The organism is Actinospica sp., from assembly GCF_035552695.1.
Lineage (GTDB): Bacteria > Actinomycetota > Actinomycetes > Streptomycetales > Catenulisporaceae > Actinospica.
In genome coordinates this window covers 83,846-106,397 of sequence record NZ_DASZKT010000116.1, presented here as the reverse complement: position 1 = coordinate 106,397, position 22,552 = coordinate 83,846, and the positions used below count along the sequence as shown (strand labels likewise).

General features: G+C 69.6%; 22 protein-coding genes. 7 read left to right on the top strand and 15 right to left on the bottom strand.

The genetic code is table 11. The features are described 5' to 3' along the window. Positions 1-7: 7 nt before the first annotated feature. From VG296_RS14530 to mmuM, 3 genes are all read left to right on the top strand, one after another. Positions 8-712, top strand: a complete 705-nt coding sequence (locus tag VG296_RS14530) for a Clp protease N-terminal domain-containing protein (RefSeq protein WP_325566231.1) — start codon at positions 8-10, stop codon at positions 710-712. Positions 713-807: 95 nt separating this feature from the next. Further along, positions 808-1,623, top strand: a complete 816-nt coding sequence (locus VG296_RS14525; protein ID WP_325566230.1) for a class I SAM-dependent methyltransferase — start codon at positions 808-810, stop codon at positions 1,621-1,623. An 85-nt stretch (positions 1,624-1,708) separates the two neighbouring features. Next, positions 1,709-2,722, top strand: coding sequence for a homocysteine S-methyltransferase (gene mmuM / locus VG296_RS14520; RefSeq protein WP_325566229.1), 1,014 nt, complete (start codon positions 1,709-1,711; stop codon positions 2,720-2,722). A gap of 43 nt (positions 2,723-2,765) precedes the next feature. Here the strand turns inward: mmuM and VG296_RS14515 are convergent, their stop codons facing one another. Next, positions 2,766-3,485: a hypothetical protein gene (locus tag VG296_RS14515; protein WP_325566228.1), complete on the bottom strand. Its 720-nt coding sequence runs from the start codon at positions 3,483-3,485 to the stop codon at positions 2,766-2,768. Between the two features lie 4 nt (positions 3,486-3,489). After that, complete coding sequence (locus VG296_RS14510; RefSeq protein ID WP_325566227.1) at positions 3,490-4,116, bottom strand: helix-turn-helix domain-containing protein; 627 nt, start codon at positions 4,114-4,116, stop codon at positions 3,490-3,492. A 211-nt stretch (positions 4,117-4,327) separates the two neighbouring features. On the opposite strand from VG296_RS14510, the gene VG296_RS14505 reads away from it, so the two are divergent. Further along, positions 4,328-4,918: a sigma-70 family RNA polymerase sigma factor gene (locus VG296_RS14505; protein ID WP_325566226.1), complete on the top strand. Its 591-nt coding sequence runs from the start codon at positions 4,328-4,330 to the stop codon at positions 4,916-4,918. Beyond that, on the top strand, positions 4,915-5,733 hold the full coding sequence (locus VG296_RS14500) for an anti-sigma factor family protein (protein WP_325566225.1): 819 nt from the start codon (positions 4,915-4,917) through the stop codon (positions 5,731-5,733). Before VG296_RS14505 ends, VG296_RS14500 begins: the two co-directional genes overlap by 4 nt. 2 nt (positions 5,734-5,735) lie before the next feature. Here VG296_RS14500 and VG296_RS14495 read toward each other — a convergent pair whose 3' ends face one another. The 5 genes from VG296_RS14495 to VG296_RS14475 all read right to left on the bottom strand — a co-directional run bounded on the left by VG296_RS14495 (position 5,736) and on the right by VG296_RS14475 (position 10,903). Further along, positions 5,736-6,134, bottom strand: a complete 399-nt coding sequence (locus VG296_RS14495) for a VOC family protein (RefSeq protein ID WP_325566224.1) — start codon at positions 6,132-6,134, stop codon at positions 5,736-5,738. A 38-nt stretch (positions 6,135-6,172) separates the two neighbouring features. Beyond that, positions 6,173-7,456 (bottom strand): hypothetical protein, encoded by a 1,284-nt coding sequence (locus VG296_RS14490; RefSeq protein ID WP_325566223.1) that lies wholly within the window; start codon positions 7,454-7,456, stop codon positions 6,173-6,175. 128 nt (positions 7,457-7,584) lie between these two features. Further along, a complete protein-coding gene (locus VG296_RS14485; RefSeq protein WP_325566222.1) occupies positions 7,585-8,340 on the bottom strand; it encodes an MBL fold metallo-hydrolase in 756 nt (251 codons plus the stop codon). 233 nt (positions 8,341-8,573) lie between these two features. After that, a complete protein-coding gene (locus tag VG296_RS14480; protein WP_325566221.1) occupies positions 8,574-10,160 on the bottom strand; it encodes a hypothetical protein in 1,587 nt (528 codons plus the stop codon). Next, positions 10,136-10,903, bottom strand: a complete 768-nt coding sequence (locus tag VG296_RS14475; protein ID WP_325566220.1) for an ABC transporter ATP-binding protein — start codon at positions 10,901-10,903, stop codon at positions 10,136-10,138. The genes VG296_RS14480 and VG296_RS14475 overlap by 25 nt, the downstream gene beginning before the upstream one ends. Positions 10,904-11,145: 242 nt before the next feature. Here VG296_RS14475 and VG296_RS14470 point away from each other — a divergent pair, with 242 nt between their 5' ends. After that, on the top strand, positions 11,146-12,618 hold the full coding sequence (locus VG296_RS14470; RefSeq protein WP_325566219.1) for an APC family permease: 1,473 nt from the start codon (positions 11,146-11,148) through the stop codon (positions 12,616-12,618). A gap of 41 nt (positions 12,619-12,659) precedes the next feature. Continuing rightward, complete coding sequence (locus tag VG296_RS14465) at positions 12,660-13,067, top strand: DUF3151 domain-containing protein (protein WP_325566218.1); 408 nt, start codon at positions 12,660-12,662, stop codon at positions 13,065-13,067. A 493-nt stretch (positions 13,068-13,560) separates the two neighbouring features. Here VG296_RS14465 and VG296_RS14460 read toward each other — a convergent pair whose 3' ends face one another. The 8 genes from VG296_RS14460 to VG296_RS14425 all read right to left on the bottom strand — a co-directional run bounded on the left by VG296_RS14460 (position 13,561) and on the right by VG296_RS14425 (position 22,476). Further along, positions 13,561-15,384 carry a S9 family peptidase gene (locus VG296_RS14460; protein WP_325566217.1) on the bottom strand — a complete coding sequence of 608 codons (1,824 nt, stop codon included), beginning with the start codon at positions 15,382-15,384 and terminating at the stop codon, positions 13,561-13,563. A 112-nt stretch (positions 15,385-15,496) separates the two neighbouring features. After that, positions 15,497-15,925, bottom strand: a complete 429-nt coding sequence (locus tag VG296_RS14455; RefSeq protein WP_325566216.1) for a type II toxin-antitoxin system Rv0910 family toxin — start codon at positions 15,923-15,925, stop codon at positions 15,497-15,499. A 2-nt stretch (positions 15,926-15,927) separates the two neighbouring features. Further along, positions 15,928-17,523, bottom strand: coding sequence for a bifunctional 3-(3-hydroxy-phenyl)propionate/3-hydroxycinnamic acid hydroxylase (locus VG296_RS14450; RefSeq protein WP_325566215.1), 1,596 nt, complete (start codon positions 17,521-17,523; stop codon positions 15,928-15,930). A gap of 3 nt (positions 17,524-17,526) precedes the next feature. Continuing rightward, on the bottom strand, positions 17,527-18,777 hold the full coding sequence (locus tag VG296_RS14445) for a VOC family protein (RefSeq protein WP_325566214.1): 1,251 nt from the start codon (positions 18,775-18,777) through the stop codon (positions 17,527-17,529). Positions 18,778-18,800: 23 nt separating this feature from the next. Beyond that, on the bottom strand, positions 18,801-19,721 hold the full coding sequence (locus VG296_RS14440; RefSeq protein ID WP_325566213.1) for a fumarylacetoacetate hydrolase family protein: 921 nt from the start codon (positions 19,719-19,721) through the stop codon (positions 18,801-18,803). A 27-nt stretch (positions 19,722-19,748) separates the two neighbouring features. Beyond that, positions 19,749-20,309, bottom strand: a complete 561-nt coding sequence (locus VG296_RS14435; protein ID WP_325566212.1) for a carboxymuconolactone decarboxylase family protein — start codon at positions 20,307-20,309, stop codon at positions 19,749-19,751. Between the two features lie 14 nt (positions 20,310-20,323). Beyond that, the gene (locus VG296_RS14430; protein ID WP_325566211.1) at positions 20,324-21,823 is read right to left on the bottom strand and encodes an MFS transporter; all 1,500 of its coding nucleotides are present in this window, start codon (positions 21,821-21,823) and stop codon (positions 20,324-20,326) included. Positions 21,824-21,861: 38 nt separating this feature from the next. Further along, positions 21,862-22,476, bottom strand: coding sequence for a TetR/AcrR family transcriptional regulator (locus VG296_RS14425; RefSeq protein WP_325566210.1), 615 nt, complete (start codon positions 22,474-22,476; stop codon positions 21,862-21,864). Between the last annotated feature and the right edge of the window lie 76 nt (positions 22,477-22,552).

Genomic DNA, 22,552 nt, shown 5'->3' with positions numbered 1-22,552 from the left:
TTGACTCATGACTTCCACACCGAACCTGCAGGACCTCGTGAAGTCCGTCCGCGAGCAGGTGCCCGACAACGACCCGCTCGGCCAGCTGACGAAGGCCGCCGAATACTCCACCGATCTGAACGCCCTCGGCGACCGGCTGCTCGACCACTTCGTATTCCAGTGCCGCCAGGCCGGGATGTCCTGGACCGAGCTCAGCGGTGCCCTCGGGGTGAGCAAGCAGGCCGCGCACAAGCGGTTCAACACGGCCCCGAACTTCCAGCGCCTGACCGTCAAGGCCCAGGCCGTCATGCAGGGCTCGACCAGCGAGGCTCGCGCGCTCGGACACGCCACGTCCGGCACAGAGCACCTCCTGCTGGCCCTGTTCGAACCCTCCGACAGCGTTGCCGCCGTCACGCTCGCGAATCTCGGGGTGAGCCGCGAGGCCGTGCGCGAGCAGATCCTCGCGCGCGATCCCGGCCAACCGGAGGGGCCCACCGCCGCGATCCAGGCCTCCCCGCACGCCAAGACCGCGCTTCGCGGCTCGCTCGACGAGGCGCTGGCCCTCGGCCACAACTACATCGGCACCGAACACATGCTGCTCAGCCTGTACAACGACCCCGAGTACACGTCGGCGAAGATCCTCACGGAGCTCGGCCAGAACCCGACCGCTCTGCATGGCGCGCTGCTGGAGGAGCTGGACCGGGTCATGCGGGAGAAGGCGAGCCCGCAGTAGCCCGGTTTTTCAATATATGAGACAAGATTGACCGGAGTGTGGACGACCTTGCTAGGGTCGCAGTACCGCGATATCCGACGAAGGAGTCCGCATCCGTGTCTGAGACGGCCACCTACACCCATGGCCACCACGCCTCCGTGCTGAGCTCGCACACCTGGCGTACGGCCGAGAATTCCGCCGCCTACCTGTTGGGCGAACTGCGTCCGGGCATGAAGCTGCTGGACGTCGGCTGCGGCCCGGGCACGATCACCGCGGACCTGGCCGCGCTGGTCGCGCCCGGGCAGGTCGTCGGGCTGGAGCACGCGCCGGGCATTCTGGAGCAGGCCAGGTCCACCGCCGCCGAGAAGGGCGTGGCCGAGCACGTCGAGTTCGTGGTCGGCGACGTGCACTCGCTCGACTTCCCGGACGACACCTTCGATGTCGTACACGCCCACCAGGTGCTGCAGCACGTCGGCGATCCGGTCCGGGCGCTGAGCGAGATGCGCCGGGTGTGCAAGCCGGGCGGCCATGTGGCCGCCAGGGACGGCGACTACAGCGCCTTCTTCTGGTTCCCCGAGAACAAGCGTCTCGAGGACTGGAACCGCTTCTACTGCCAGGTCGCCCGGGCCAACGGCGGCGAGCCGGACGCCGGCCGGCACCTGAAGCACTGGGCGGCGAAGGCCGGATTCGCCCGCGAGGACATCCGCGCCACCACCTCGACGTGGTGCTTCAGCACGGATGCCGAGCGCGCGTGGTGGGGTGCCTCGTGGGCGGACCGCGCGGTCAAGTCCGACTTCGCGAAGGTCGCGGTCGAGGGCGGGTTCGCCACGCCCGAGGATCTGCGGCGGCTGGCCCAGGGCTGGCGGGACTGGGCCGACGACGAGGACGGCTGGCTGTGCATCCCGCACGGGGAGATCCTCTGCAGGGTCTGACATACACGCGCTGCCCTCCTGCCCGGGATCAAGATCGCCCGGCGTTACCATCGAGTGATCGGATTTCCGACAGGAGGGCACGGCGATGTCGACCCAGCACGCAGTCTCGGCGAGCACGTCGTTGGCGCACGCCTTGGCCGCGGGCCCGATCGTGCTCGACGGCGGGCTGTCGAACCAGCTCGAGACGCAGGGCGCGGACCTGCGCGACGACCTGTGGTCGGCGCGGCTGTTGGCCGACGACCCCGCCGAGATCACGGCGGCGCACGCCGCGTACTACGCGGCGGGCGCGCGGGTCGTGATCACGTCCAGCTACCAGGCGAGCTTCCAGGGCTTCGCGACCCGCGGCATCGACCACGCGCAGGCCGCGCAACTGCTGCGCCGCAGCGTGGAACTGGCGCGCGAGGCCGAGACGGACGCCGCCGAACGCGACGGCGGCCGCCCCCGAGAGCGTTGGGTCGCCGCGTCGGTCGGCCCCTACGGCGCGGTCCTCGCCGACGGCTCGGAGTACCGCGGCAGGTACGGACTGAGCGTCTCCGACCTCGAAGCCTTCCACGCGGCACGGCTGGAGACCCTCGCGAGCGCCCAGCCGGACGTGCTCGCGCTGGAGACCATCCCGGACGCCGACGAAGCCAGGGCCCTGATGAACCTGGTGCGCGGCTCGGGCGTGCCGTGCTGGCTGTCCTTCAGCGCCTCCGGCCGCAAGACCCGCGCGGGCCAGCCCCTCGGCGAGGCCTTCGAGTTGGCCGCCGACGTGGCCGAGGTCATCGCGGTCGGCGTGAACTGCTGCGCCCCGCAGGACGTGCTCGGCGCGGTCGAGATCGCGAGCTCGGTGACCGGAAAGCCGGTCGTCGTCTACCCGAACAGCGGCGAGTCCTGGGACGCGACGGCCCGGACGTGGCGCGAGGATCCGAGCTTCGACCCGGGCCTGGTGCACTCCTGGATCGAGGCGGGCGCGCGGCTGATCGGCGGCTGCTGCCGGGTCGGTCCGGACGCGATCCGGCAGGTGGCCGAGGCGGTACGCGAGGCGCCGCAGCCCGCGCGGCCCGTCCAGCCCGGGCAGCCCATCCAGTCCGGGCAGCCCGGCGCCGCCGAGCGGTAGGCCGGGCCATCAGGATTCGGGCCGTCAGGATCACGGTCACGGCCTACGCGAAGACTCCGTTCAGCCAGGCCTGCCAGGCGGCAGTCGCCTCCGGCAGCGGGGCCTTGGGCTCGAACAGGTGGTGCGCCGCGTCCACGGTGCCGCCGAACGCGTCGCGTCCGTAGAAGCGGTAGAGCGCGCCGGCGCAGCGCAGCCCGACGAAGTGCTCCGTAAGGTAGTCGATCTCCGACTCGATCCAGCCGAAGTTGGGCACCTCCAGCGAGAGCGGGTCGCCGACCTTGCTCTCCGGTCCGATGCCGAGCGCCGCCTTGAGCACGTCGATCGACCCGGCACCGGCCGAGGACGCGGGCCCGGCGACCGCGAGGAACTCCACCGGCCGACCGGCGAAGTAGTGCACGTACTCGCCGAGGCTGTGCAGGTAGAAGTCCGTGTGCGCGCCGATGCCGTCGTACTGGTCCTCCCAGTCGTCCGACGTGAGCACGCCGCTGTGCACGTAGCGCAGGTACGCCGTGCCGCCGTCGCGCGCCTCGATGATGTAGTCGAGGGCGTTGAAGTAGCCGTCCGGTCCGTCGACGCGGATCTGCACGTGCTCCGGCGGCTGCCAGACCTTGACGTTCGGATCGTCCGGCCCGAGGCCGCCGACCCCGGAGTCCACTTCGATCGGGAACATCCAGGCGGCGGTCTCCCGGGTGATGGCCGCGAAGATCTGCTCGGGCGTGCCGGGGATCACGACCTCGCGGCGGACTTCGAACTGCTTGGACATGGGCTCACTGCTCCTCAGGGTCGGCCGCGGACTCGGCCGCGAGTTCTTCGGCTGTCTTCAGGCTCGGGTGCAGGGCGATGACGATCCGGTGCTTGCGGCCGCCCGGCGCCTTCTCATCGTGGTACTTGGCTACCAGATCCCGCACGGCGAGACTCAGCTCCTCGGCGAAAAGCGCCCGTTCGGCGGCCGAGGCGAAGCGCACCTCGCCGTCGATGGCGAAGGTGGCCAGCGGTTTTCCGGCCTCCCGGGCGCCGCGGACGAGTTCACCCACCTCGCGCAGCAGCCGCGCGGCGAGGGCGAGCAGCCAGCGGGCCGAGAGATGGTCCGGACTGCGGCCAGGGTCCGGCGAGAGCTCGGCGAGCGTGGCCGGGGAGATGACGAACGCGGCGGCGCTGGCCTGCAGCACCCGCTCGAGCATGTTGCCGCGGCGGCGCTCCTCGACCAGCTCCACCAGCCCGTGCTGCTCGAGCTCGTGCAGATGGTAGTTGGCCTTCTGCCTGCTCAGGCCCACTTTCTTGGCGGCGGTGCTGGCCGAGGCCGGTTCGGCGAGGGCGGCCAGCAGCCGCGCCCGCACCGGGTCGAGCGCGCTGCGCGCGGCCTCCGGCTCGTTGATGACGGCGATCTCCTGCATGGAAACAGATCCTTTCCGCTTGACGTCGATTCTCCGACCGACAAGTTTTCCTGTCAAGGAGGCGGATCTTTTCTGCGGGTGCTTGAACCGAAAGCGCACGTGCATCGTGCACCCGGGTGTGAGCACACAAGCGAGCGCGGGAGTCCTGTTCGCGCCCGCGTCCACGGGTAGTATGGCCGAGCCCAGACATCCCCGGACCGGAGCGGAGCCGGTGAAACGCTCTTTCGGCCGAGCGGCCCGCACGTCCGTCGACGGCGCGGTCCAGGCCGCCGCGCGCGCCGACGAGGAACGCCTGCGCGCCCTCTACGAGCAGTACTCCGGACCGCTGTTCGGCTATGTGCTGCGGCAGATGCACGGGGATCGGCAGGCCGCGGAGGACATCGTCCAGGAGACCCTGCTGCGGGCCTGGACGCATCCGGAGGCGCTCGAGCCGGAGCGCGGTTCGGTGCGCGCCTGGCTGTTCGCCGTCGCCCGCAACCTGGTGATCGACGCGGTGCGGGCCCGGCAGGCGCGGCCGCGCGAGGTGGGCGAGGAGCGGCTCGGCGAGGACTGGGCCGGTTCGGTGCCCGACCCGGCCGACGACCCGTTCGACCAGACCCTCGACGCGCTCCAACTCGCCGAGGCGCTCGACGCGCTCAGCGATGAGCACCGCGCGGTGATCGTCGAGACCTACTATCGGGGCGCGTCGGTGGCCGAGGCCGCCAAGGCGCTCGGTGTGCCACCGGGAACGGTGAAATCCCGCACGTACTACGCGTTGCGTGCACTGCGGTCGGCCTTTGCGGAAAGGGGGCTGACGCGATGACAGAGGAAACGCATCAGTGGCGCGAGGAGCTCGGCGCCTACCTGATGGGCGCGCTCGATCCCGACGAGGCCGAGCGCATGCGCCTGCACCTGGAAGAGTGCGCGGCGTGCCGTGCCGAGTACGCGGAACTGGCGCCGGTCGCGGGGCTGCTGGCGAAGGTTCCGGCGGAGGCGTTCATCGCGAGCGCCGATCCCGCGCCCGACGCGACGCCGGATCCGGCGATGTGGGAGCGGCTGCGCTCGCGCGCCGGACTGCCCGGCGCCGCCGAGTCGCCGTCAGCGCCGTCAGAAGCGCGGCTGCGCGCCAACCCGACCCTGCCGAGCGGCCAGCGGCCCGGCGGCCCGGTCCGTCCGCCGCAGCCGAACCCCTCGACGCGGCCGTCGCCGCGACCGGTCCGCCGCTCGCTGCGCCCGTCGACCGCCGCGCTGCTCTCCGGCGTGCTGGTGGCCGCCGCCGCGTTCGGGATCTACGCGGGCACCCGGCCCTCGTCGAGCACACCGGAGAGCGTCGGAGCCGAAACGATAAGCGCCTCGAACGCCGCAGACGGCGTATCCGGGACCGTCCAGTACCGCCCGACCGACTGGGGCAGCTGGGTGCAGATCACGCTGAAGGGCGTCAAGCCCGGGGACGACTGCGTGCTGTACGCGACCGACCGCCGCGGCAACAAGGCGGTCGCCAGCACCTGGTGGGCGCCCTCGCTGATCAGCGAGAGCGCCACCATCCCGGGCGGCGTGTCGATGAACGCCACGGACATCCAGAACTTCCAGGTCACGACGCGGGACGGCGAGGTGCTGCTGACCGTGCCGACCACCTGAGGTCAGTCCCCGTCCTGCTCGGGCTCGCCGGTCGCGATCCACAGGCAGAACGGGTGCCCGTCCGGGTCGAAGTGGACGATGACGTCGTCCTGCGGCTGGAAGTGGGCGACGAGGGCGCCGAGCGAGACCGCGTGCTTGCTCGCGACTTCCAGGTCCTCGACCTGGAAGTCGAGGTGCATCATCATCTGCTGGTCGCTCTGGTTGCCCGGCCACACCGGCCGCCGGTGGTGCTCCTCGATCTGGAAGGAGAGCCCCGCCCCGGCCTCCGGGCGCACCGTCGCCCACTCCTGCTCGTCGGCGCCGATCGTCCAACCGAGCAGCTCGGCGTAGAAGCGGGCCAGCTTGCGCGGCGCCGGGGTGCCTATCACGGTGGCGGTGAGGTTTATCGACGGGCGGGACATGAGGCCTCCAGCGGCTCGAGTCGGGTACTCGGTTCGTCTCAGGGCGCGAAGGTCACCGCCGCGACGGCGCCCGCGTCGTCGACCGATTCGGAGGATACCGGGTCGGTCAGTCCGAAGCGTGCGCAGCCGAGATTCTGGAAGGACGCGCTGAGCCGGCCGCCGAGGAAGGTGAGCAGGTTGGTCGCGGCGGCCGGATCCGGGCTCGCGGCGTTCGAGAATCGGTTCAGATCCAGCTGAAGCCGCGCCGCCTGGATCTTGTCCATGTCCTGGCAGTAGAGCTTGCGGCTCTGCCCCGCGGGCAGCGGCGCCTGGTCCACGCCGACGCGGTAGAGGTTGGTCTTGGTGACGCTGGACGCTCCACCGACCATCGTCATCGGGTCGTTGAGCGGCACGAGCGCGACCGGCGCGGCCTGGTCGGCGTTGGCCTGGATCTCGTCCAGCGCGAGGGACGTCGCGGTGCCTCCGCCGTCGAGATTGCGCGCGGTCCACGGCGTGCAGCCGAGAGCGGGGTCGACGAACGCGTCCACCAGTGCGTTGTCGCTGGGGTTGGAGAGCACTCTCGCGCCGGGCAGTCGGGCGGCGTCGGCCCGGGTGTTCTGAGCCGTGCCGCCGGAGCCGGTGACCAGGTATCGGGTGGTGACGTTGTCGCTCTGGTCCTGGTCGACGATCGAGAAATCGCGCGTGCTCGGGCACGGCTCGCCGTCGTCGGCGGTGCCGAGGGCGGGCACGGTCAGCTTGTGCGCCGCGATCCCGGCCTTCACCGCGCCGTAGAACGCGGCTCCGTTGCAGTACGCGAACTGCCCGAAGACGGAGTTGCCGAGCCCGTTGACGCAGTGATCGACCGCGAGCCCTTTGCCCGCGGACCGGAGGGTGAGGTTGTTTCCGTTGTAGCCGAACCAGATCCCGACCACGGCGTCGGCCGGGAGCACGGGCACGATCGGGGCGACGGCCGCGCGGCGGCCCGCGTCGACGACGAGCGGATCGTAGACGGACAGCGCGCCGGTGGCCGGATCGTAGACGGTGGCCTGCACGAACGCGCTCTGCGCGGGATTCCCCTCGTGGCACGGCCCGTTCGCGGCGTTCGTGGCGGACAGCTGGTAGGCGCTCGCCAAACCGCGGGCGGTCAGCGGGGCGGCCGGGACGGCGAGGGCGCAGTCGGGGTTCGTCGCGGGAATCGGGTGGACGGGGCCGGGCGCCGGCGGCGCCGCGATAGCCGCCGTGACCACTCCTCCGATCAGGAACGGAAGCGCGGCGACGATCAGCAGGTACATGCGTCGGCGCCAGCGGCTGCGGTCGGTCCGGGTACGGAAGTGAATCGACATGGCGAGCTCCTCGGGTGGGTCGCGGGCTGAAGCTGCCCGCCCATGCTGACCCGACCCGGGGAACCGAGGTGACCCGTTCGAGCGAATCGCCAGTGGCGCGCCACCGGGCCGTGTCAGATCACTGCTGGTCAGATCTCATGCGTCTCGTTGTCCCGCGCCGAGATCGTGGGCCCGCCGTATGCCGCGGCGGCGCGCGCGGTGGCGGCCTCGATGCCCAGGCTGTACGCGACGTGCGTCACCATCAGTCTCTTGACTCCGGCGGCGGTGGCCATCTGCGCGGCCTCCTCAGGGGTCGAATGCAGGATGTACTCGGTACGCTGCTCCGGCGAGTCGAAATCGGCCTCGCACACGAACAGATCAGCGCCCGCCGCGAGCTCGACCAGGCTCTCACACGGCGCCGTGTCGCCGGAGTAGACCAGCACCCGGCCCTCGTACTCGGCGCGCAGTCCGTACGCCGGCTGCGAGTGGCGGACCCGGCACACCGAAAGCCGCAGGTCGCCGACCCGGCCGTACCAGTCCTCGGCGATCTCGTGCATCTCGAAGACCTCGGTGACGTCGGTGAAGTGCCCCGCGTGCTCGCCGAAGTACTTCGCGACCCAGCCGGGCGGGCCGTAGACCGGGATCGGCGCCTTCAGACCCATACCGCCGTAGGCCAGACCGTAGAACGCGGTCTGCAGATCGTGGCTGTGGTCCAGGTGCAGGTGCGAGATCCAGATCGCGTCGAGATCGGCCGGATCCACGTGCCGCTGCAGATTCGCGAACGTGCCGAACCCGGCGTCCACCCACACCTTCGCCGCGCCCGCGCGCAGCAGGTAGCCGGAACAGGCGGCGTCCGGAGCGGGGTACGGAGTGGCGGCGCCGAGCACGGTGAGCGTGAAGGTCATGCCGTGATGCTACAAGCGGAGCCAGCACTCGAATAGGGATCATGCGGGTGGGTACGGGTCTTAGATCAGCTCATTCGACGGAGAGGCGGCTGACATGTCCAAGAAGACCAACAAGCGCAAGGCCCGCCGGCACCGCAAGTCGAACCACGGCCGTCGGCCCGCGTAGTTCTGCATATCGATCGCGCGCTGATCCCGCTCGCCGGGCCCGCTCGCGAGACTCACCACGGCCTCCGCTATAGCTTGCTGCGCAGCGCGATCTCGGTGAGTTCGGGGATCCGGTCCTCCGCGAGGCGCGCTGCGAGCCGTACGCCGATCGTGGCGAGCACGAGCCCGTACGCGGCCCCCGCGATCAGCAGCGCGGGCATGCGGACGACCGCCGACACGTGCCCGGTGAGCACGACGGCGACGATGACCGGCGCCGCCAGGATCGCAGTGCCGATGAGGCTGCCGAACGTCGCCCCGAGCACCTGCAGCCGGTATCCCTCGACGGCCTTCGGCGTAGGGCTGCCCGGCCGCTTTTCCACCGGATACGGCAGGATGACGCTGAAGATGTCGCCGAGCGCCATCCCCGCGCCTATACCGGCCAGGTTCACGGCGAGCGCGAGGAATCCCGCGGACGGATGCTTCGCGACGGCCGCCATGACGAACAGCAGGACCGCGAACAGCGGCACGGCGATCAGTGCCATGGCGACGTTCATCCCGGCGAAGTACGCGCGCAGTGGCTTGCGCCCGTGCAGTGCGACCGCGTCGAAGCCGAAGGCGGGCCCGGCCTGGCCGATCGCGTCGCCGTTGAAAATCCCGATGAACGCGGCCGCGAATCCCGCGGCGCCGATCAGGCCACCCATGTACGCAGGCGTACGCAGCGTGCTCGCCGACGACGCCACGACGATGATGACGATCAGGCCCCAGAAGATCTTCGCGCCCGGCTCACGGCGCTGATACACCCAACTGCGTGCCGCGATCGTGCCGACGAGCCCGCGATTCGCGAACGGCAGCGCGGTGCTGTTCACGGACGCCGCCTGGGTGGTCGTGTCCACGGTGACTAGCGCGTGCGCCAGTTCTCTGATCCACAGCGCGCCGAGCAGGACGATGATCGCGGCGAGCAGCAGCAGGCGCAGCAGACCGGTGAGCGGATGCCCGGTGGACGCGTCGTGGATCGCGTGCGCGGCCAGACCCGGCGGCGTCCAGCGCATCCACGCGTCGATCCCGCCGAAACTCTTCGCCGTGAGCTTCCCCTCGGCCGTCATCCGAGGTACGACCTGCACGAACGCCTCGTAGAGCGCGAAGATCGGCAGGATCAGCAGTGCGGCGAGATCCTTACCTCGGCGCGAGCGCAGCAACCCGGCCAGACTCGTGGTCACGAATCGGGCGAGCACGATGCAGAACAGCACCTGCAGGACGACCGCGACCACCGCGAACAGCAGCCCGAGACCGCCACGGGCGAGGCCGATCAGCACGCCGAGCAGGCCGAGAACGTTCGCGAGGGGCCACGCCCCGGACGCCGAGGCGGCGATCAGGCCGATCGCGAGCGGCCGGGTGCGCAGCGGATAGAGCGCGAGCGTGCTCGGATCGAGCGTGCCGTCGAGCCCGAAGACGAGCAGCGGCAGGATCAGCCAGCCGAACGCGAACGTCGTGAACGTGACCGTCGTCAGCTCGACCGCGGCGTCCTGATCGCGCAGCGCGGCCAGGCTCGCGAACACGCCGATCGCGACGATGCCGGCGACGACCGTGCTGAGGATGAACGAAACGCGCGCCTGCCTCGAGGACTTGAGCGCGTTGCGCAGCAGCCGCAGCTTCAGTCGGACGAGGAGCCCAACCACGACAGTCCCTCCCCGTCGTTCGCCCGCGAGCCGACGAGGTCGATGAACGCCTGATGCAGGCTCCTGCCGCCGCGCACCTCGTCGATCGTGCCCCCGGCCACGATCCGGCCCTTGTCGATGATGGACACGTGGTCGCAGACCTGCTCGACCAGCTCCATGACATGGCTGGAGAACAGCACCGTCGAGCCGCTGCCGACGAAGCGGGTCAGCAGCCTGCGGATGACGTCGGCCGACACCGGGTCCACACCCTCCAGCGGCTCGTCGAGGAAGAGCACCGACGGGTTGTGGATCAGGGCACTGCCGAGCGCGACCTTCTTGCGCATGCCGGTCGAGTAGTCCGCGACCAGACGCTTGGCGTCCGGCACCAGGTCGAGCACGTCCAGCAACTGCGCAGCACGCTGACGTGCCTCGGCGGCCGGAATCCCGCGCAGCCGGCCCGCGTACTCCAGCAGCTCCTCGCCGCTGAGCCGCTCGAACAGCCGCGCCTCGGCCGGCACCACCCCGATCAGCGCCTTCGCCGCGGCCGGATCGGCCCACACGTCCACCCCGTTGATCCGGATCCGCCCCAGGTCAGGGCGCAGCAAACCGGTCATCATGGACAGCGACGTGGTCTTGCCCGCACCGTTCGGCCCCACCAGGCCCGCGAAGGAGCCCGCGGCGATCGCCAGATCGATCCCGGCCACCGCCTCCTTCTCCCCGAAGCTCTTGCGCAGGCCCTCCACGGAGATGGCCACCCCACCCATGTCTCCCCACCCTTCTTGACAGGTAGGCACAGCCTAGGGGAACTCCGAGACACTCAGTCGCCTAAAGAACTGCTGAATCCTCTTGTTGCGCTGCTGACAGGAGTGTTGTACTCGCCCGACGAACCCGCGCGCGGCGGGTGCTTCAGCGATGTCGGTGGAGATCACATGAGCGAGCTTGCGAGTAAACCAATGAACACAGAGCGTGCGCGAATCCGCCGACCCGGGGCCGTCGAGGTGGGCTTGTGAGCGACGCGGTTCAGGACCGGGCGGCGACGCCCCCCGTCTCAGGCTCGGGCCAGTTGGCGCACGGCGCGCTCAAGGGCGTGGACTCGATCGTAATGGCCGTCGCGGGCACCGCCCCCGGCTACTCGATCTCGGCGAGCACGGCGGTCCTGGTGGGCGCCGCCGCCCTGGCCGGACCCGCGGCCCTGCTGTGGTGCGGCATCCCGATGCTCGGCATCGCCTTCGCGTTCTCCCACCTCGGCCGCGGCGACGTGAACGCGGGCGCGGCGTACTCCTGGGTGCGCAAGGCGCTGCACCCGCTGCTCGGCTTCATCTCCGGCTGGGCCGTGGTCGTCTCCGCCACGATCTTCATGGTCGCCGCAGCCGTGCCCGCCGGCCAGGCCACGCTCTCGCTGTTCAACGAGAACAGGTCGTGGTCCACCGGCGCGATCACCGCCGTCGGCGCGGTCTGGTTCCTGATCATGGCCGCGATCGTGGCGGCCGGGGTGACGATCACCACCAAGGCCCAGTGGATCATGTCCTGTATCGAGGTGGCCGTGCTGATCGTGGTCGGCATAGCCGCGCTGTTCCACGAGTCCGGCCGGCACGGAGCGGCGTTCTCCTGGAACTGGTTCTCCCCGACCCACTTCGGCGGCGTGTCCGGCTTCGCGGCGGCGGCGCTGATCGCGGCCTTCTACTACTGGGGCTGGGACGTCACCGCGAACCTGAACGAGGAGTCCAAGCAGTCCAAGCTCGCCAACCTCGGCGGCATCATCGGCGTGGTGATCGTCTGGGCGCTGTTCGAGCTGTACACCGTCGACATCAACCTGTTCTTCTCCGGCAACGACATCCAGACCCAGGGCACGGCGATCTCCACGGCGCTGGCCACGGCCGTCGGCGGCTCCCTGATGGGCAAGCTGATGATCATCGCGGTGATGCTCTCCACGATCGCGACGCTCGAGACGACGCTCATCCAGGTCTCCCGCTCGCTGTTCGCGATGGGCCGCGACAACACGCTGCCCAAGGCCTTCGGCAAGATCGACCCGAAGCGCCGCACCCCCGTCGTGGCGACCGCCGTGGTCACGGTCGTCAGCCTCGGCCTGTTCATCGCCTCCGGCTTCATCGGCTCGGTCAGCACGATCATGACCGACGCCATCAACGCCATCGGCCTGCAGATCGCGGTCTACTACAGCCTCGCCGCCTTCGCCGTGACCGTCGCGTACCGCAAGCAGATCTTCACCTCACTGTCGAACGCCCTGTTCATCGGCTTCCTGCCGCTGCTCGGCGCCGGGTTCATGGCGTTCACGCTGATCGAGAACCTCAGCGGCAGCGGCTTGACGGCCGAGGCGAAGTGGATCGGCGTCGGCGCCCTGGCGCTCGGCCTGATCCCGATGGTCTGGTACGTCGTCAAGAAGGTGCCGTACTACGAGCGCCGGGCGCGCCTCGCCTCGGAGGACGAACTCGACGGCCAACTCGCCGAGGCGCTCGTCTAGCCTGGGCTGGTGCTCCAAGGCCGGCGGCCTAGACTTCTCACATGCCTGAGAACTTGATCGCCGGCCCGCCGCCCACCTTCCTGCCCACCGACCCGAAGGCGCGGGGTCTGCTGGACGCGGGGACGCCGCTGAAGGAGGTCGCGGCGGCCTGCCCGACGTCCTCGCTGGCCTGGGCGCTGCTCGCCGAGCAGGCCCTGGACGCGGGCGAGACCGTCACGGCGTACGCCTACGCCCGCACCGGCTACCACCGCGGACTTGACGCGCTGCGCCGCAACGGCTGGAAGGGCCACGGCCCGATCCCCTGGTCCCACGCACCGAACCAGGGCTTCCTGCGCGCCCTGCGCGCCCTGTCCGAGGCTGCCGGCGAGATCGGCGAACTCGAGGAGGCCGAACGCTGCGCCGCCTTCCTCACCGACAGCGACCCGACGGCGCCCCTCAAGCGCAGCTGACACGAAGCGATCGCCGCAGCGACGTGGCCCCGGCCGAACTTGCTTCCGGCCGGGGCCACCCGCGCTCTGACCGCGCCTGACACGACGCGGCCGCCACTGCGAAGTGGCCCCGGCCGAGCGTGCTTCCGGCCGGGGCGACCCGCGCTCTGATCGCGCCTGACACGATGCGGCCGCCGCTGCGAAGTAGCCCCGGCCGAAGCTTCCGGCCGGGGCGACCCGCGCTCCGATCAAGCGCCCCCGTCGAGCGCAACCAGCTCAGCCCGCCCGTCGCCGAGTTTCAGTCTCCGGCCATTTTTCCGACCAGGGCCACGCGCAGCCCGACCGCCCGCAGTCCGACCGTCCCACGGCCCGACCATCGCCGAACTTCCGACCAGGGCCGGGCGCAGTCGGACCATCCCGCAGCCCGACCGTCGTCGAGTTTCCGGCTTGGGCCACGCGCAGCCCGACCGTCCCGCAATCGACTATCCCGCAGCCCGACCATCCTTCCGTCTGATCATCTGCTCCGCAGCTGCTTGGCCAGGAACTCCAGCGCCTTCGGGTACGCGTCGAGCTTGTTCACGCGGCGCGCGAGGCCGTGCCCTTCATCCGCGTAGACCAGCAGTTCGCAGTCGACATCGTTCGCCCTCAGCGCCGCGACGAGCTGCTCTGCCTCGGACAGCGGCACGCGCGGGTCGTTCGCTCCATGGATGACGAACAGCGGCGCCCGAATGTCGTCGATCCGGCTGAGCGGCGACGCCTGCTCCAGGAAGTCGCGGTCCCGCTCTAACGAGCCGTACTCGCGCTCACGCACCGCACGGCGGTACAGCGACGTGTTCTCCAGGAACGTCACCAACGAGGACATCCCGACGATATCGACGCCCGCCGCCCACAACTCGGGCTGGAACGCCACCCCGGCGAGCACCATGTATCCGCCGTATGAACCCCCGTACAACGCGGCTCGGTCCTGATCAAGACCGAGCTTCGGCAGATACACGTGCAGCGCGGCGAGGTCGGCAACCGAATCAAGGCGCAGTCGGACGTCGTCGAGCGAGATCCAGCGCTTGCCGTAACCGTCCGAGCCACGCACATTCGGCACCAGCACGGTGTGCCCGGCCAAGGCCAGCGCCTGCACGAGCGGATTGAACGAGCGCACCGACTGGCCCTCCGGACCGCCGTGGATCCACAGCACCGCCGATCCGACCAGGTCCGGGTCCTGCGGCTGCGTGCTCTGATACACGAAGCACGGGATCAGCTCGCCGTCCGGCGTCGGGACCAGGTGCGAAACCGGCCGGACCAGCGACTCTTCGTCGAGCGGCCCGGTGGACGAGGCGACCGTGGTGGTCTCGCCGCTCGCCACGTCCAGCCGCAGCACGTCACCGGGGACGAGCGGGCCGCTGAACGACAACACGACCTGACTCGAGTCCGGCGACCACACCGGCGCGTTGAACGGGCGCAGCCCGGCCCACCCGTCGTCCGGCAGCACGACTCCGCGCAGCAACTCGCCGGTGAACGCGTCATGCAGGCTCAGCCGGGCGCCGCCATCCACGTTCGCCGCGACGAGCAGCGTGCGGCCGTCCGGCGACAGCGTGCCGCGCACATCGTGCTCGGCATCGGCGACCAACTCGCTCCACTCCCCCGCCACCGGGTCGAGCTGAAGCACGGCGACGAACTCACGGTCCCGGTTGGTGTTGACGATCAGGGCGCTGCCGTCCGGCCGCCACTGCGGGTCGGAATGCTGCGCGTGCTCATCCGCGCCGGTCAGCTCACGCGCCTCGCCGCCAGCCCCGCTGAATCCGATCAGCTGCTCGGACGCGGGCTGCATGCTGCCGACCGACAGCACTCCGTCGGTCCGCCCCGGCGCCACGGCCGCAGCGTCGACGTACCCGCCCCCGTCGTACGCGACCGACTCGGTGCCATCCGCGGTCGAGCGCACCACGACGTCGAAGTCCACGTTGTTGCGCCGGTTGGTCAGAAAGACGATCCGCTCCGCCTCGACCTCGACCAGCCGGTGGATATACCGCGCGTCCCGCACCAGCGGCTCGAGCCCGTCAAGCCCGACCGGCTCCCCGGGCAGCGGATCCAGCCGCAGCACGGACAGTTGCGCCCGCTCGTTGCCCCCGTCGTCGTGCTGCACGATCATCGCACGCTCTCCCCGCAGGTAGCGCCCCGCGCACGGTCCGGGCAGCGCGGTCAACGCCGTCACGCTCCCGTCCGGAGCAAGCTCCACCAGCTGCAACGTGCCGGACCCGTCGTACCCCGCCAGGATCCGCCCCGCATCATCGATGTCGAACGCCCGCCAGACCGGCAGATTCAGAAGTTCGCCAATCCCCATTGCCATGACCCGATCTTAGGCCGCGGACCGAGCCCCGATCCGCTCACGCGTCGCGCGCGAATGGCCGTGTGGTCCTTGCAGACGGCGTCGCCTGCAAGGACCACGTCCGGCTTCGACGCTAGGCCACCAGGGCGGCGAGCTTGCGCAGCGATTCGGTGAGCGCGGTGGTGGTGGCGTCCTTGATCTTGCCTGCCATCATGGTCACGGCCGTGCCCTTGAACTCAATTCCCACCGTGACCAGGGAGCCTTCGTTCCCGTCGTCGACCGAATACTGCTGGCGTACGGAGATGCCCATGGGGCCGTTGCCCTGCAGCAGGTAGGAGCGTCCGGGCTCGAGCTCGGTGACGGTCCAGGACACCTCGGCGGGCATGCCCATCAGGGCCATCTTCTCGCTGTACTTGTTGCCGACGGCCAGCGCGGCCGGGACGCCGTGCGGGAAGTCGGTGTGGATGTCGTTCCATTCGCTGAACCGGCCGAAGTCGGTGATGAGGGCCCACACCTTGTCGGCGGGGGCTGCGACAGGTGCGCTGACGGAAACCTCGGGCATGATTACTCCTTCTCTGATGAGGCCTGCCGACCCAGCACACGCTGGATCAGGTCATTGACCAGGTCGTCCGTGTCCTGCGGGGTGTGAGCCCCGCCGAACACCTGGAAGTCGGGGCGGACGAGCACGACCGCGGCGTCCAGCCGGTCGAACCACGCCGCGTACTTGCCCTCGGTATCGGTCAAACCGCCGGGCCCGAAGTGGACGCTGCGGCCCTGGAGTCGCGACCAGGCGGCGCGCTGGTCCGGGGAGAGCAGTTCGGCCGGGTCGCGGTCTCGGCCGAGCAGGAGGAAGCCGGGCGGCGGAATCGCCTCGTCGAGCAGCACCGCGCGTGCCCCTACGCGGGCCTGGACGCTCAGCGTGCCGCTGACGTCGTCCTCTCGCAGCGTCCCGCCCTGCAAGCGCCAGTTCTTGGACGCGTCCTGGATGTCCAGGGTGCCCATGGCCTTGATCATGGCGTCGCGCTCGGCGCATTCCTTCGGATCGGTGGCGCAGAACATCCGGCCGATGAAGACGGTCTGCTCGATGATCTGCGCGACGTGCGCGGAGCGTTCCGTGGCGTAGTCGTCGAGCAGCGAGTCCCTGCCCTGGCCCCTGACCAGCAGGGCCAGGCGCCAGGCGAGCCCGGCCGCGTCGCGGATGCCGGAGTTGATGCCCTGCCCCATGAACGGCGGCATCTGATGCGCGGCGTCACCTGCCAGCAGCACGCGGCCCCGGCGCCACTCGTTGGCCCAGCGTCCCCGGAAGGTGTAGCGCGCGTGCCGGACCAGGTCGGCGTTGCCGGGGTGGATGCCCCAGGCCTTCAGCAGCCGCCAGGAGTTCTCGTCGGTGTCGACGTTGTTCTGGTCGTCGTCCGGCATGACCATGAACTCCCAGCGCCGCCGACCCGGGCCGGACGGCACGAGGGTGGTCGACCGGGCGGGATCTAGGTGCTGGCACGCGTACGGCAGCCAGTCCGGCGGCGTGTGCGGGAGGACGTCGACCACCAGCCAGTCATGGCTGAAGTCGAGGTCTGTCATCTCCGTCCCGAGCAGGGAGCGGACGGTGCTGTTCGCCCCGTCGCAGCCGACGACGTACGCCGCGCGTATGTGTTCCGGTTCGCCAGGGATCGGGGCGAGGCCGCTGTGCGGACGTATCGTGCCGGTGACTCCGCGGGGTTCGTCGTCGGACAGCGCCTCGAGCGAGAAGCCGCGGCGCTGCTCAATCAGCGGATTGACCTGCACGCGCTGTTCGAGCAGCCGCTCGAGATCGGGCTGCGAGAAGCCCGACATGTTGGCGAATCCGGACTCGGATTCCATGGTGATCTGCGACTCCGCGAGCGTCTGCCCCGAGGCGTCCGTGACCTTGAAGACGTGCCCTTCCTGACCCCAGGGCTCCAGCAGCGGGTCCAGTTCCTCGCGCAGTCCGAGCTGGTAGAGAACCCGCAGATTGTCGTGGCTCAGGGCCACCGCGCGCGGCAGCGGATACGGCTGCGCCCAACGCTCGACCACCGTCACCCGCAGTCCCTGCTGGGCGAGCAGCAGGGCCAGAATCTGCCCGATGGGTCCGGCTCCGGCGATCAGTACGTCGCAGTCGTTTGGTTCGTTCTCGTTTTCGGTCACGGCTCAGCCCAGCGGTCCCAGGTAGGCGGTGCCCCCGTAGGTGTCGGAGAGGGCTTCGAGCGTCTCGGGCCACGGGAGGGTCATCGCGCGGCGCTCGCTCTGCGGCCTGGGCTTGCCGTCCCAGCCGATCTGCTCCATGTAGTAGTAGAGGCAGATCAGGTGGCCGTCCGGGTCCTTGAGGTGCACCGCGTAGTCGATGCCGACGTAGATCTCCTGCGGGAGTCCGTGCACGAGCTCGTAGCCGTGGTCCATCAAGTACTTGGCCGCGTCCCGCAGCTGGGTGAAGCCGCCGACCTGAAGACCGATGCTCAGGCACGAGGTGTGCTCGCTCAGCTCGAGGATGCTTCGCAGGGCCTTGTCAGCCAGCGCGAAGGTGTGATGCTCGGTGCCGGTGCGGAAGTACACGATCCGCCTGCCGTGCAGCTCGACCTCCTCGATGACCTCGAAGCCGAGCATGCCGGTGTAGAACGCGATCATCTCGTCCATGCGCTCGGTGAACAGCGAGACCGGACCGATCCCGGTGACCTTGAAGGGCCGCGGGAGCAGCACGCCGCCGACGACGTGAGTCTCCTCCAGGAGCTTCTCCGACGGGTGGTAGCCGGCGTCGGTGTCGATGCCCTTCGCCTGCGCCTCGCGAACCTCGGCGGCCTCCGACATCTGCGGCAGGCTCGGCATCTCGTCGTTGAACCCGCGGTAGTGCATGCCGTACGGCTTGGACTTGCGCTGCCAGCCGATCTGCTCGATGCCGTAGTACAACTCGATCATGTTGTCGTCCGGGTCGTAGGCGTAGATCTCCCAGTTGCTGCCCGGCATGTCCCGGCCGTAGTGGCCGATCTCCACGCCGCGCTCCCTCAGGTAGGCCTCGGCGTCGATGACCTCCTGCAGGCTGCCGACCTGGAACGTGAGCTGGCTGAAGGTGATGTCCTGCACCTTGCGGTCGTTGCCCCACAGGGTGCCGAAGGTCTTGTGCGCGAGCACCAGCGCGTGGTGGTCGCTGCCGTGGGTGGTGAATATCAGGCGCGGATCGGTCAGGATCTGCTGCACGATCTCCCGCGCGTCGTCGGGCACCTTCTCCAGCACGTTGAGCTCGTCCGTGACGCGGAAGCCGAGCACGTCGGTATAGAAGGTGAGCGCCTCGTCCAGCCGCTCCAGGTTCAGCCCGAGGTGTCCGAGCCTCCGGATCTTGAACGGCCGCGGAAGGAGCACTCCGCCGACGTCGTACGTCTTCGTGTCCTGCTGCTGATCGGTGGTCATCATTGCCCTCCTGTCTCGTTGTCCTAGCTGTTCTGGTTGTTCTGGTTGTTCTGGCTGTCGTCGTCGGCTCGGTAACCGTGGCCCGCGGCCACCGGGTTGCGCAGTTCTCCGATGCCCTTGACCCAGGTGACGAGCGTGTCGCCGGGCTTGAGGTAGACCGGAGGCGTGCGGAACAGGCCGACTCCGCTCGGCGTGCCGGTGAAGATCAGGTCGCCGGGCAGCAGCGGGCAGATGCCGGAGATGTGCGCGATCAGTTCGGCGACCGGGAAGATCATCCCGGCGGTGCGGCCCTTCTGCACGGTCTGGCCGTTGAGGGTGCAGCCGAGTTCCAGATCGTCGGGGTTCTCCAGGGCGTCGGGGGTGACCAGCACCGGCCCCACCGGGCCGAACCCGGGGAAGGACTTGCCCATGGACAGCTGCGGGGAGTGCCCGGCCATCTGGACGACCCGTTCGGAGATGTCCTGGCCCACCGTGAGGCCGGCGACGTAGCTCCACGCGTCGTGCGCGGCCACCCGCTCGGCGCGCCGGCCCATCACGACGACGAGCTCGACCTCCCAGTCGACGTTCCGGCTCGGCAGCGGGATCGCGTCGTACGGCCCGGACAGGCTGCTCCGGAACTTCGTGAAGATCATCGGGTTCTTGGGCAGCATGGCCTTGACGTCCCCGGTGAAGCCCTGGGCCCTGGCCGCCTCCTCCGCGTGGTCGAGGTAGTTGGCGCCGATGCCGAAGACCTGCCGCGGTGCGGGGACCGGGTTCTGCAGCCGGTCCAGCGGCAGCCGCTCACCCTCGAGTTCGGCCGTGGCGGCCCACTCGACCAGGGCCTCCCACCTGTCGAAGATCCCTGCCGGGTCGGCCGGGAAGCGGCCGCCGCTGGCCCGCTCGATGTCGATGGCCGACTCGCCGTCGACGAGCACGGGCCTGTTGTCGATGACTCCAAAACGCATGTTCGCGTCCTCCTTCGGATGGATCGGTTACTTGACGGCGTCCGGGTACCGGACGGCGCTCGGCTCTGCCTGCTCGCTGTCCAGCGGCACGCCGAGCGACCTGAGAACCCCGGCGAGCAGGACGTAGTGCCCCGCCAACATGGGCAGTTCGATGAGCTGTTCCGTGGTCAACTGCTCGCTGAGCCCGTGCCACGTCGCATCGCTGATCACGTGGTCCGCGTGCAGTTCGTCGACCGCGGCCACCAGCAGTCGATCCCGCGGCGCCCAGGACTGGTTGGCGTGGCCGGTGAGTGCGGCGAGTTCGTAATCGGTCAGCCCCACGTCGGCGCCGAGCGCGAGATGGTGTTCGAGCTCGTACGCGCTGCCGCACAGCGAGGCGGTCCTGATGATCAGCAGCTCCCGCTCCCGGGCGGGGAACGCCGAGCTCATCAGCAAGTGCAGGCAGAAGGGCAGCCAGGCGCGGAAAAGCGCGGGGTGCTGGACCACGGTGCTGAAGAGGTTGGGCGCCTCATCCCCCAGCACTACCTCAAGCAACTGACGCTGCTCCTCCGTGCGCTGCGACGGTTCGGCCGGCTGAATTCTGGACATGTCTCAGCTCCTGCTCAGATGACGGGTGTGGTGTCGGCGTCCTGGGTGACCACGCCGCGCCGGTAGAGCAGGCCGCTGATGACCATGCCCGCGGCGAAGAAGCCCGCCGCCCACCAGAAGGCGGTGTGATAGCTCTGCATGGCGGCCTGGGCGAGGACAGCGGGGTTTCTCGGGTCCTTGCCGACGAGGTAGTGAGTGGCGGCGCTGGCGGAGAGCGTGGTCAGCAGCGCTGTGCTGATGGAGCCACCGACCTGCTGCATGGTGTTGACGCCCGCTGAGGCGACACCGGCGTCCTCGGCAGCCACACCGGAGGTGGCGACGCTCATGGCCGGTGCCATGACCAGGCCGAGGCCGAGGCCCGTGACGACTAGCGGTGGTAGCACGTGTGCGGTGTAGCTGCTGGTGAGGTTGAGGGTGGTCATCCAGGCCAGGCCGGCGGCGGATACGCCCATGCCTACCGGCACGCTGGATTTCGGGCCCAGGCGGGGAAGCAGGAGGTTGTTGGCGAGGATGGTGGTGGCCATCAGTGCGGCGACCATGGGCATGAACGCCAGGCCGGTCTTGACCGGGGAGTAGCCCAGGCTTTCCTGGAGGTAGTAGGTCAGGAACAGGAACACCCCGAACATGCCTGCGCCGCTGATCAGGATGGCGATGAAGGATGCGCCGCGGTTGCGGTCCAGCAGGACGCGTAGCGGTAGTAGTGGCTGGGTGGCCTTGGTTTGCCAGCCGGTGAACGCGGCGATCAGCACACAGCCGGCGATTAGCAGGCCCCATGCGGACGGGGAGTGCCAGCCGTGTGTCTCGGCGTTGGAGAACCCGTACACCACGCAGAACAGCCCGGCTGATACCAGGACGGTGCCGGGGACGTCGAGGGTGGCGGTCTTGTCGCGGGTACTGCGGGTCAGTAGCAGGGCCCCGCCGGCGAAGGCGATGGCGGCGAAGATCAGGTTGACGTACAGCGTCCAGCGCCAGTCGAGGTACTCGGTCAGCAGACCGCCGAGCAGCAGGCCGATGGCGGCACCGGCGCCCGCGACCGCGCCATACGCGGTGAACGCCTTCGCACGCTCCTTGGTGTCGGTGAACGTCGTGGTCAGCAAGGAAAGCGCCGCGGGAGCCAGAAGGGCGCCGAACAGGCCTTGCGCTGCACGGGCACCGACCAGTTGGACGAAGTGGTCGGCCGATCCGCCGACGGCAGACGCACCCGCGAAGCCGACCAGGCCCACCAGGAAGGTGGCCTTGCGGCCGAACAGGTCGGCGATGCGGCCGCCGAGGAGCAGAAGACTGCCGAACGCCAGCGCGTAGGCGGTGATCACCCACTGCCGGTCGGCGTTGGAGAACGCCAGGGCCTTCTGGGCGGAGGGCAGTGCGATGTTCACGATCGTCGCGTCCAGGGTCACCATCAACTGGGCGATACAGATGACGGCGAGGATCAACCATCGGTGGCGGGACGTCGGATTCGGGGTAGGCGGTGCCGTACCGCCGACCTTGACCGTGTCGGCAGATGTTCGAGGCATGATGTGATCTCCAGTTAGGGGCGCCCTGGCCGGGCGAATCAGGGGTTTGGTGTCTCCGGCAAGACCGCTGGCAGGAGCACCAGGTCGAGGCACCGGGTGAGGTATTCGAGGTCGGCGAGGCCACCGCCGAACAGCGGGCGCATGAAGGCCGCGCCGAGCAGTAGTTCCGGAAGCAATCCCGCCGCCGGCGGCCGAGTCGGGAGTTCGCCGCGTTCCACGGCGCGGTCGATGAACCCGTCCAGTTCGACGAACCAGGGCTTCACCACCGTCGCCTGCACCGCCTCGTGCAGATCCGCATCGGTGAGCATGGCGTGTCCCAGCCCGGCGAACAGCGCCGTGTGCTCGTCCGCGTTGGCACCCAACACCGTGACCAACGTCAGCAGATCACCGCGGAGCGAGCCGGTGTCGATCTCCTGGGGCCTGACCGGCCGCGTGGCGTAGAGCGCGGCGGCGACAAGGTCCGGCTTGGTCGGCCATAGCCGGTAGAGCGTCGCCTTGCTGCAGCGCCCCCGAGCCGCGACCAGGTCCATCGACAGTTCCTCGTAGCCGACCTCGCGCAACACGTCCATGGCCGCATTGAGCAGCTCTATCTCCCGCTCCGGGGTCATCCGGGGGCGGCGGATGATCGGCGTTTCGGCTGCCTCGTCGGCCATCGGGAACCTCCATAAAGTACAGAACAGTTTCGTACCATTAGAGTAGCCCGAGGTCGGGAGAAACGCAACCGTACTA

Bases quoted from the DNA above. Each gene is read 5' to 3' on its own strand.
- VG296_RS14495 (WP_325566224.1), bottom strand. From the start codon at position 6,134: ATGTCCCGCCCGTCGATAAACCTCACCGCCACCGTGATAGGCACCCCG.
- VG296_RS14440 (WP_325566213.1), bottom strand. From the start codon at position 19,721: ATGCGTTTTGGAGTCATCGACAACAGGCCCGTGCTCGTCGACGGCGAG.
- VG296_RS14515 (WP_325566228.1), bottom strand. From the start codon at position 3,485: ATGTCCAAGCAGTTCGAAGTCCGCCGCGAGGTCGTGATCCCCGGCACG.
- VG296_RS14500 (WP_325566225.1), top strand. From the start codon at position 4,915: ATGACAGAGGAAACGCATCAGTGGCGCGAGGAGCTCGGCGCCTACCTG.
- VG296_RS14425 (WP_325566210.1), bottom strand. From the start codon at position 22,476: ATGGCCGACGAGGCAGCCGAAACGCCGATCATCCGCCGCCCCCGGATG.
- VG296_RS14490 (WP_325566223.1), bottom strand. From the start codon at position 7,456: ATGTCGATTCACTTCCGTACCCGGACCGACCGCAGCCGCTGGCGCCGA.
- VG296_RS14475 (WP_325566220.1), bottom strand. From the start codon at position 10,903: ATGGGTGGGGTGGCCATCTCCGTGGAGGGCCTGCGCAAGAGCTTCGGG.
- VG296_RS14430 (WP_325566211.1), bottom strand. From the start codon at position 21,823: ATGCCTCGAACATCTGCCGACACGGTCAAGGTCGGCGGTACGGCACCG.
- VG296_RS14445 (WP_325566214.1), bottom strand. From the start codon at position 18,777: ATGACCACCGATCAGCAGCAGGACACGAAGACGTACGACGTCGGCGGA.
- VG296_RS14510 (WP_325566227.1), bottom strand. From the start codon at position 4,116: ATGCAGGAGATCGCCGTCATCAACGAGCCGGAGGCCGCGCGCAGCGCG.
- VG296_RS14460 (WP_325566217.1), bottom strand. From the start codon at position 15,384: ATGGCAATGGGGATTGGCGAACTTCTGAATCTGCCGGTCTGGCGGGCG.
- VG296_RS14435 (WP_325566212.1), bottom strand. From the start codon at position 20,309: ATGTCCAGAATTCAGCCGGCCGAACCGTCGCAGCGCACGGAGGAGCAG.
- VG296_RS14530 (WP_325566231.1), top strand. From the start codon at position 8: ATGACTTCCACACCGAACCTGCAGGACCTCGTGAAGTCCGTCCGCGAG.
- VG296_RS14485 (WP_325566222.1), bottom strand. From the start codon at position 8,340: ATGACCTTCACGCTCACCGTGCTCGGCGCCGCCACTCCGTACCCCGCT.
- mmuM (WP_325566229.1), top strand. From the start codon at position 1,709: ATGTCGACCCAGCACGCAGTCTCGGCGAGCACGTCGTTGGCGCACGCC.
- VG296_RS14455 (WP_325566216.1), bottom strand. From the start codon at position 15,925: ATGCCCGAGGTTTCCGTCAGCGCACCTGTCGCAGCCCCCGCCGACAAG.
- VG296_RS14465 (WP_325566218.1), top strand. From the start codon at position 12,660: ATGCCTGAGAACTTGATCGCCGGCCCGCCGCCCACCTTCCTGCCCACC.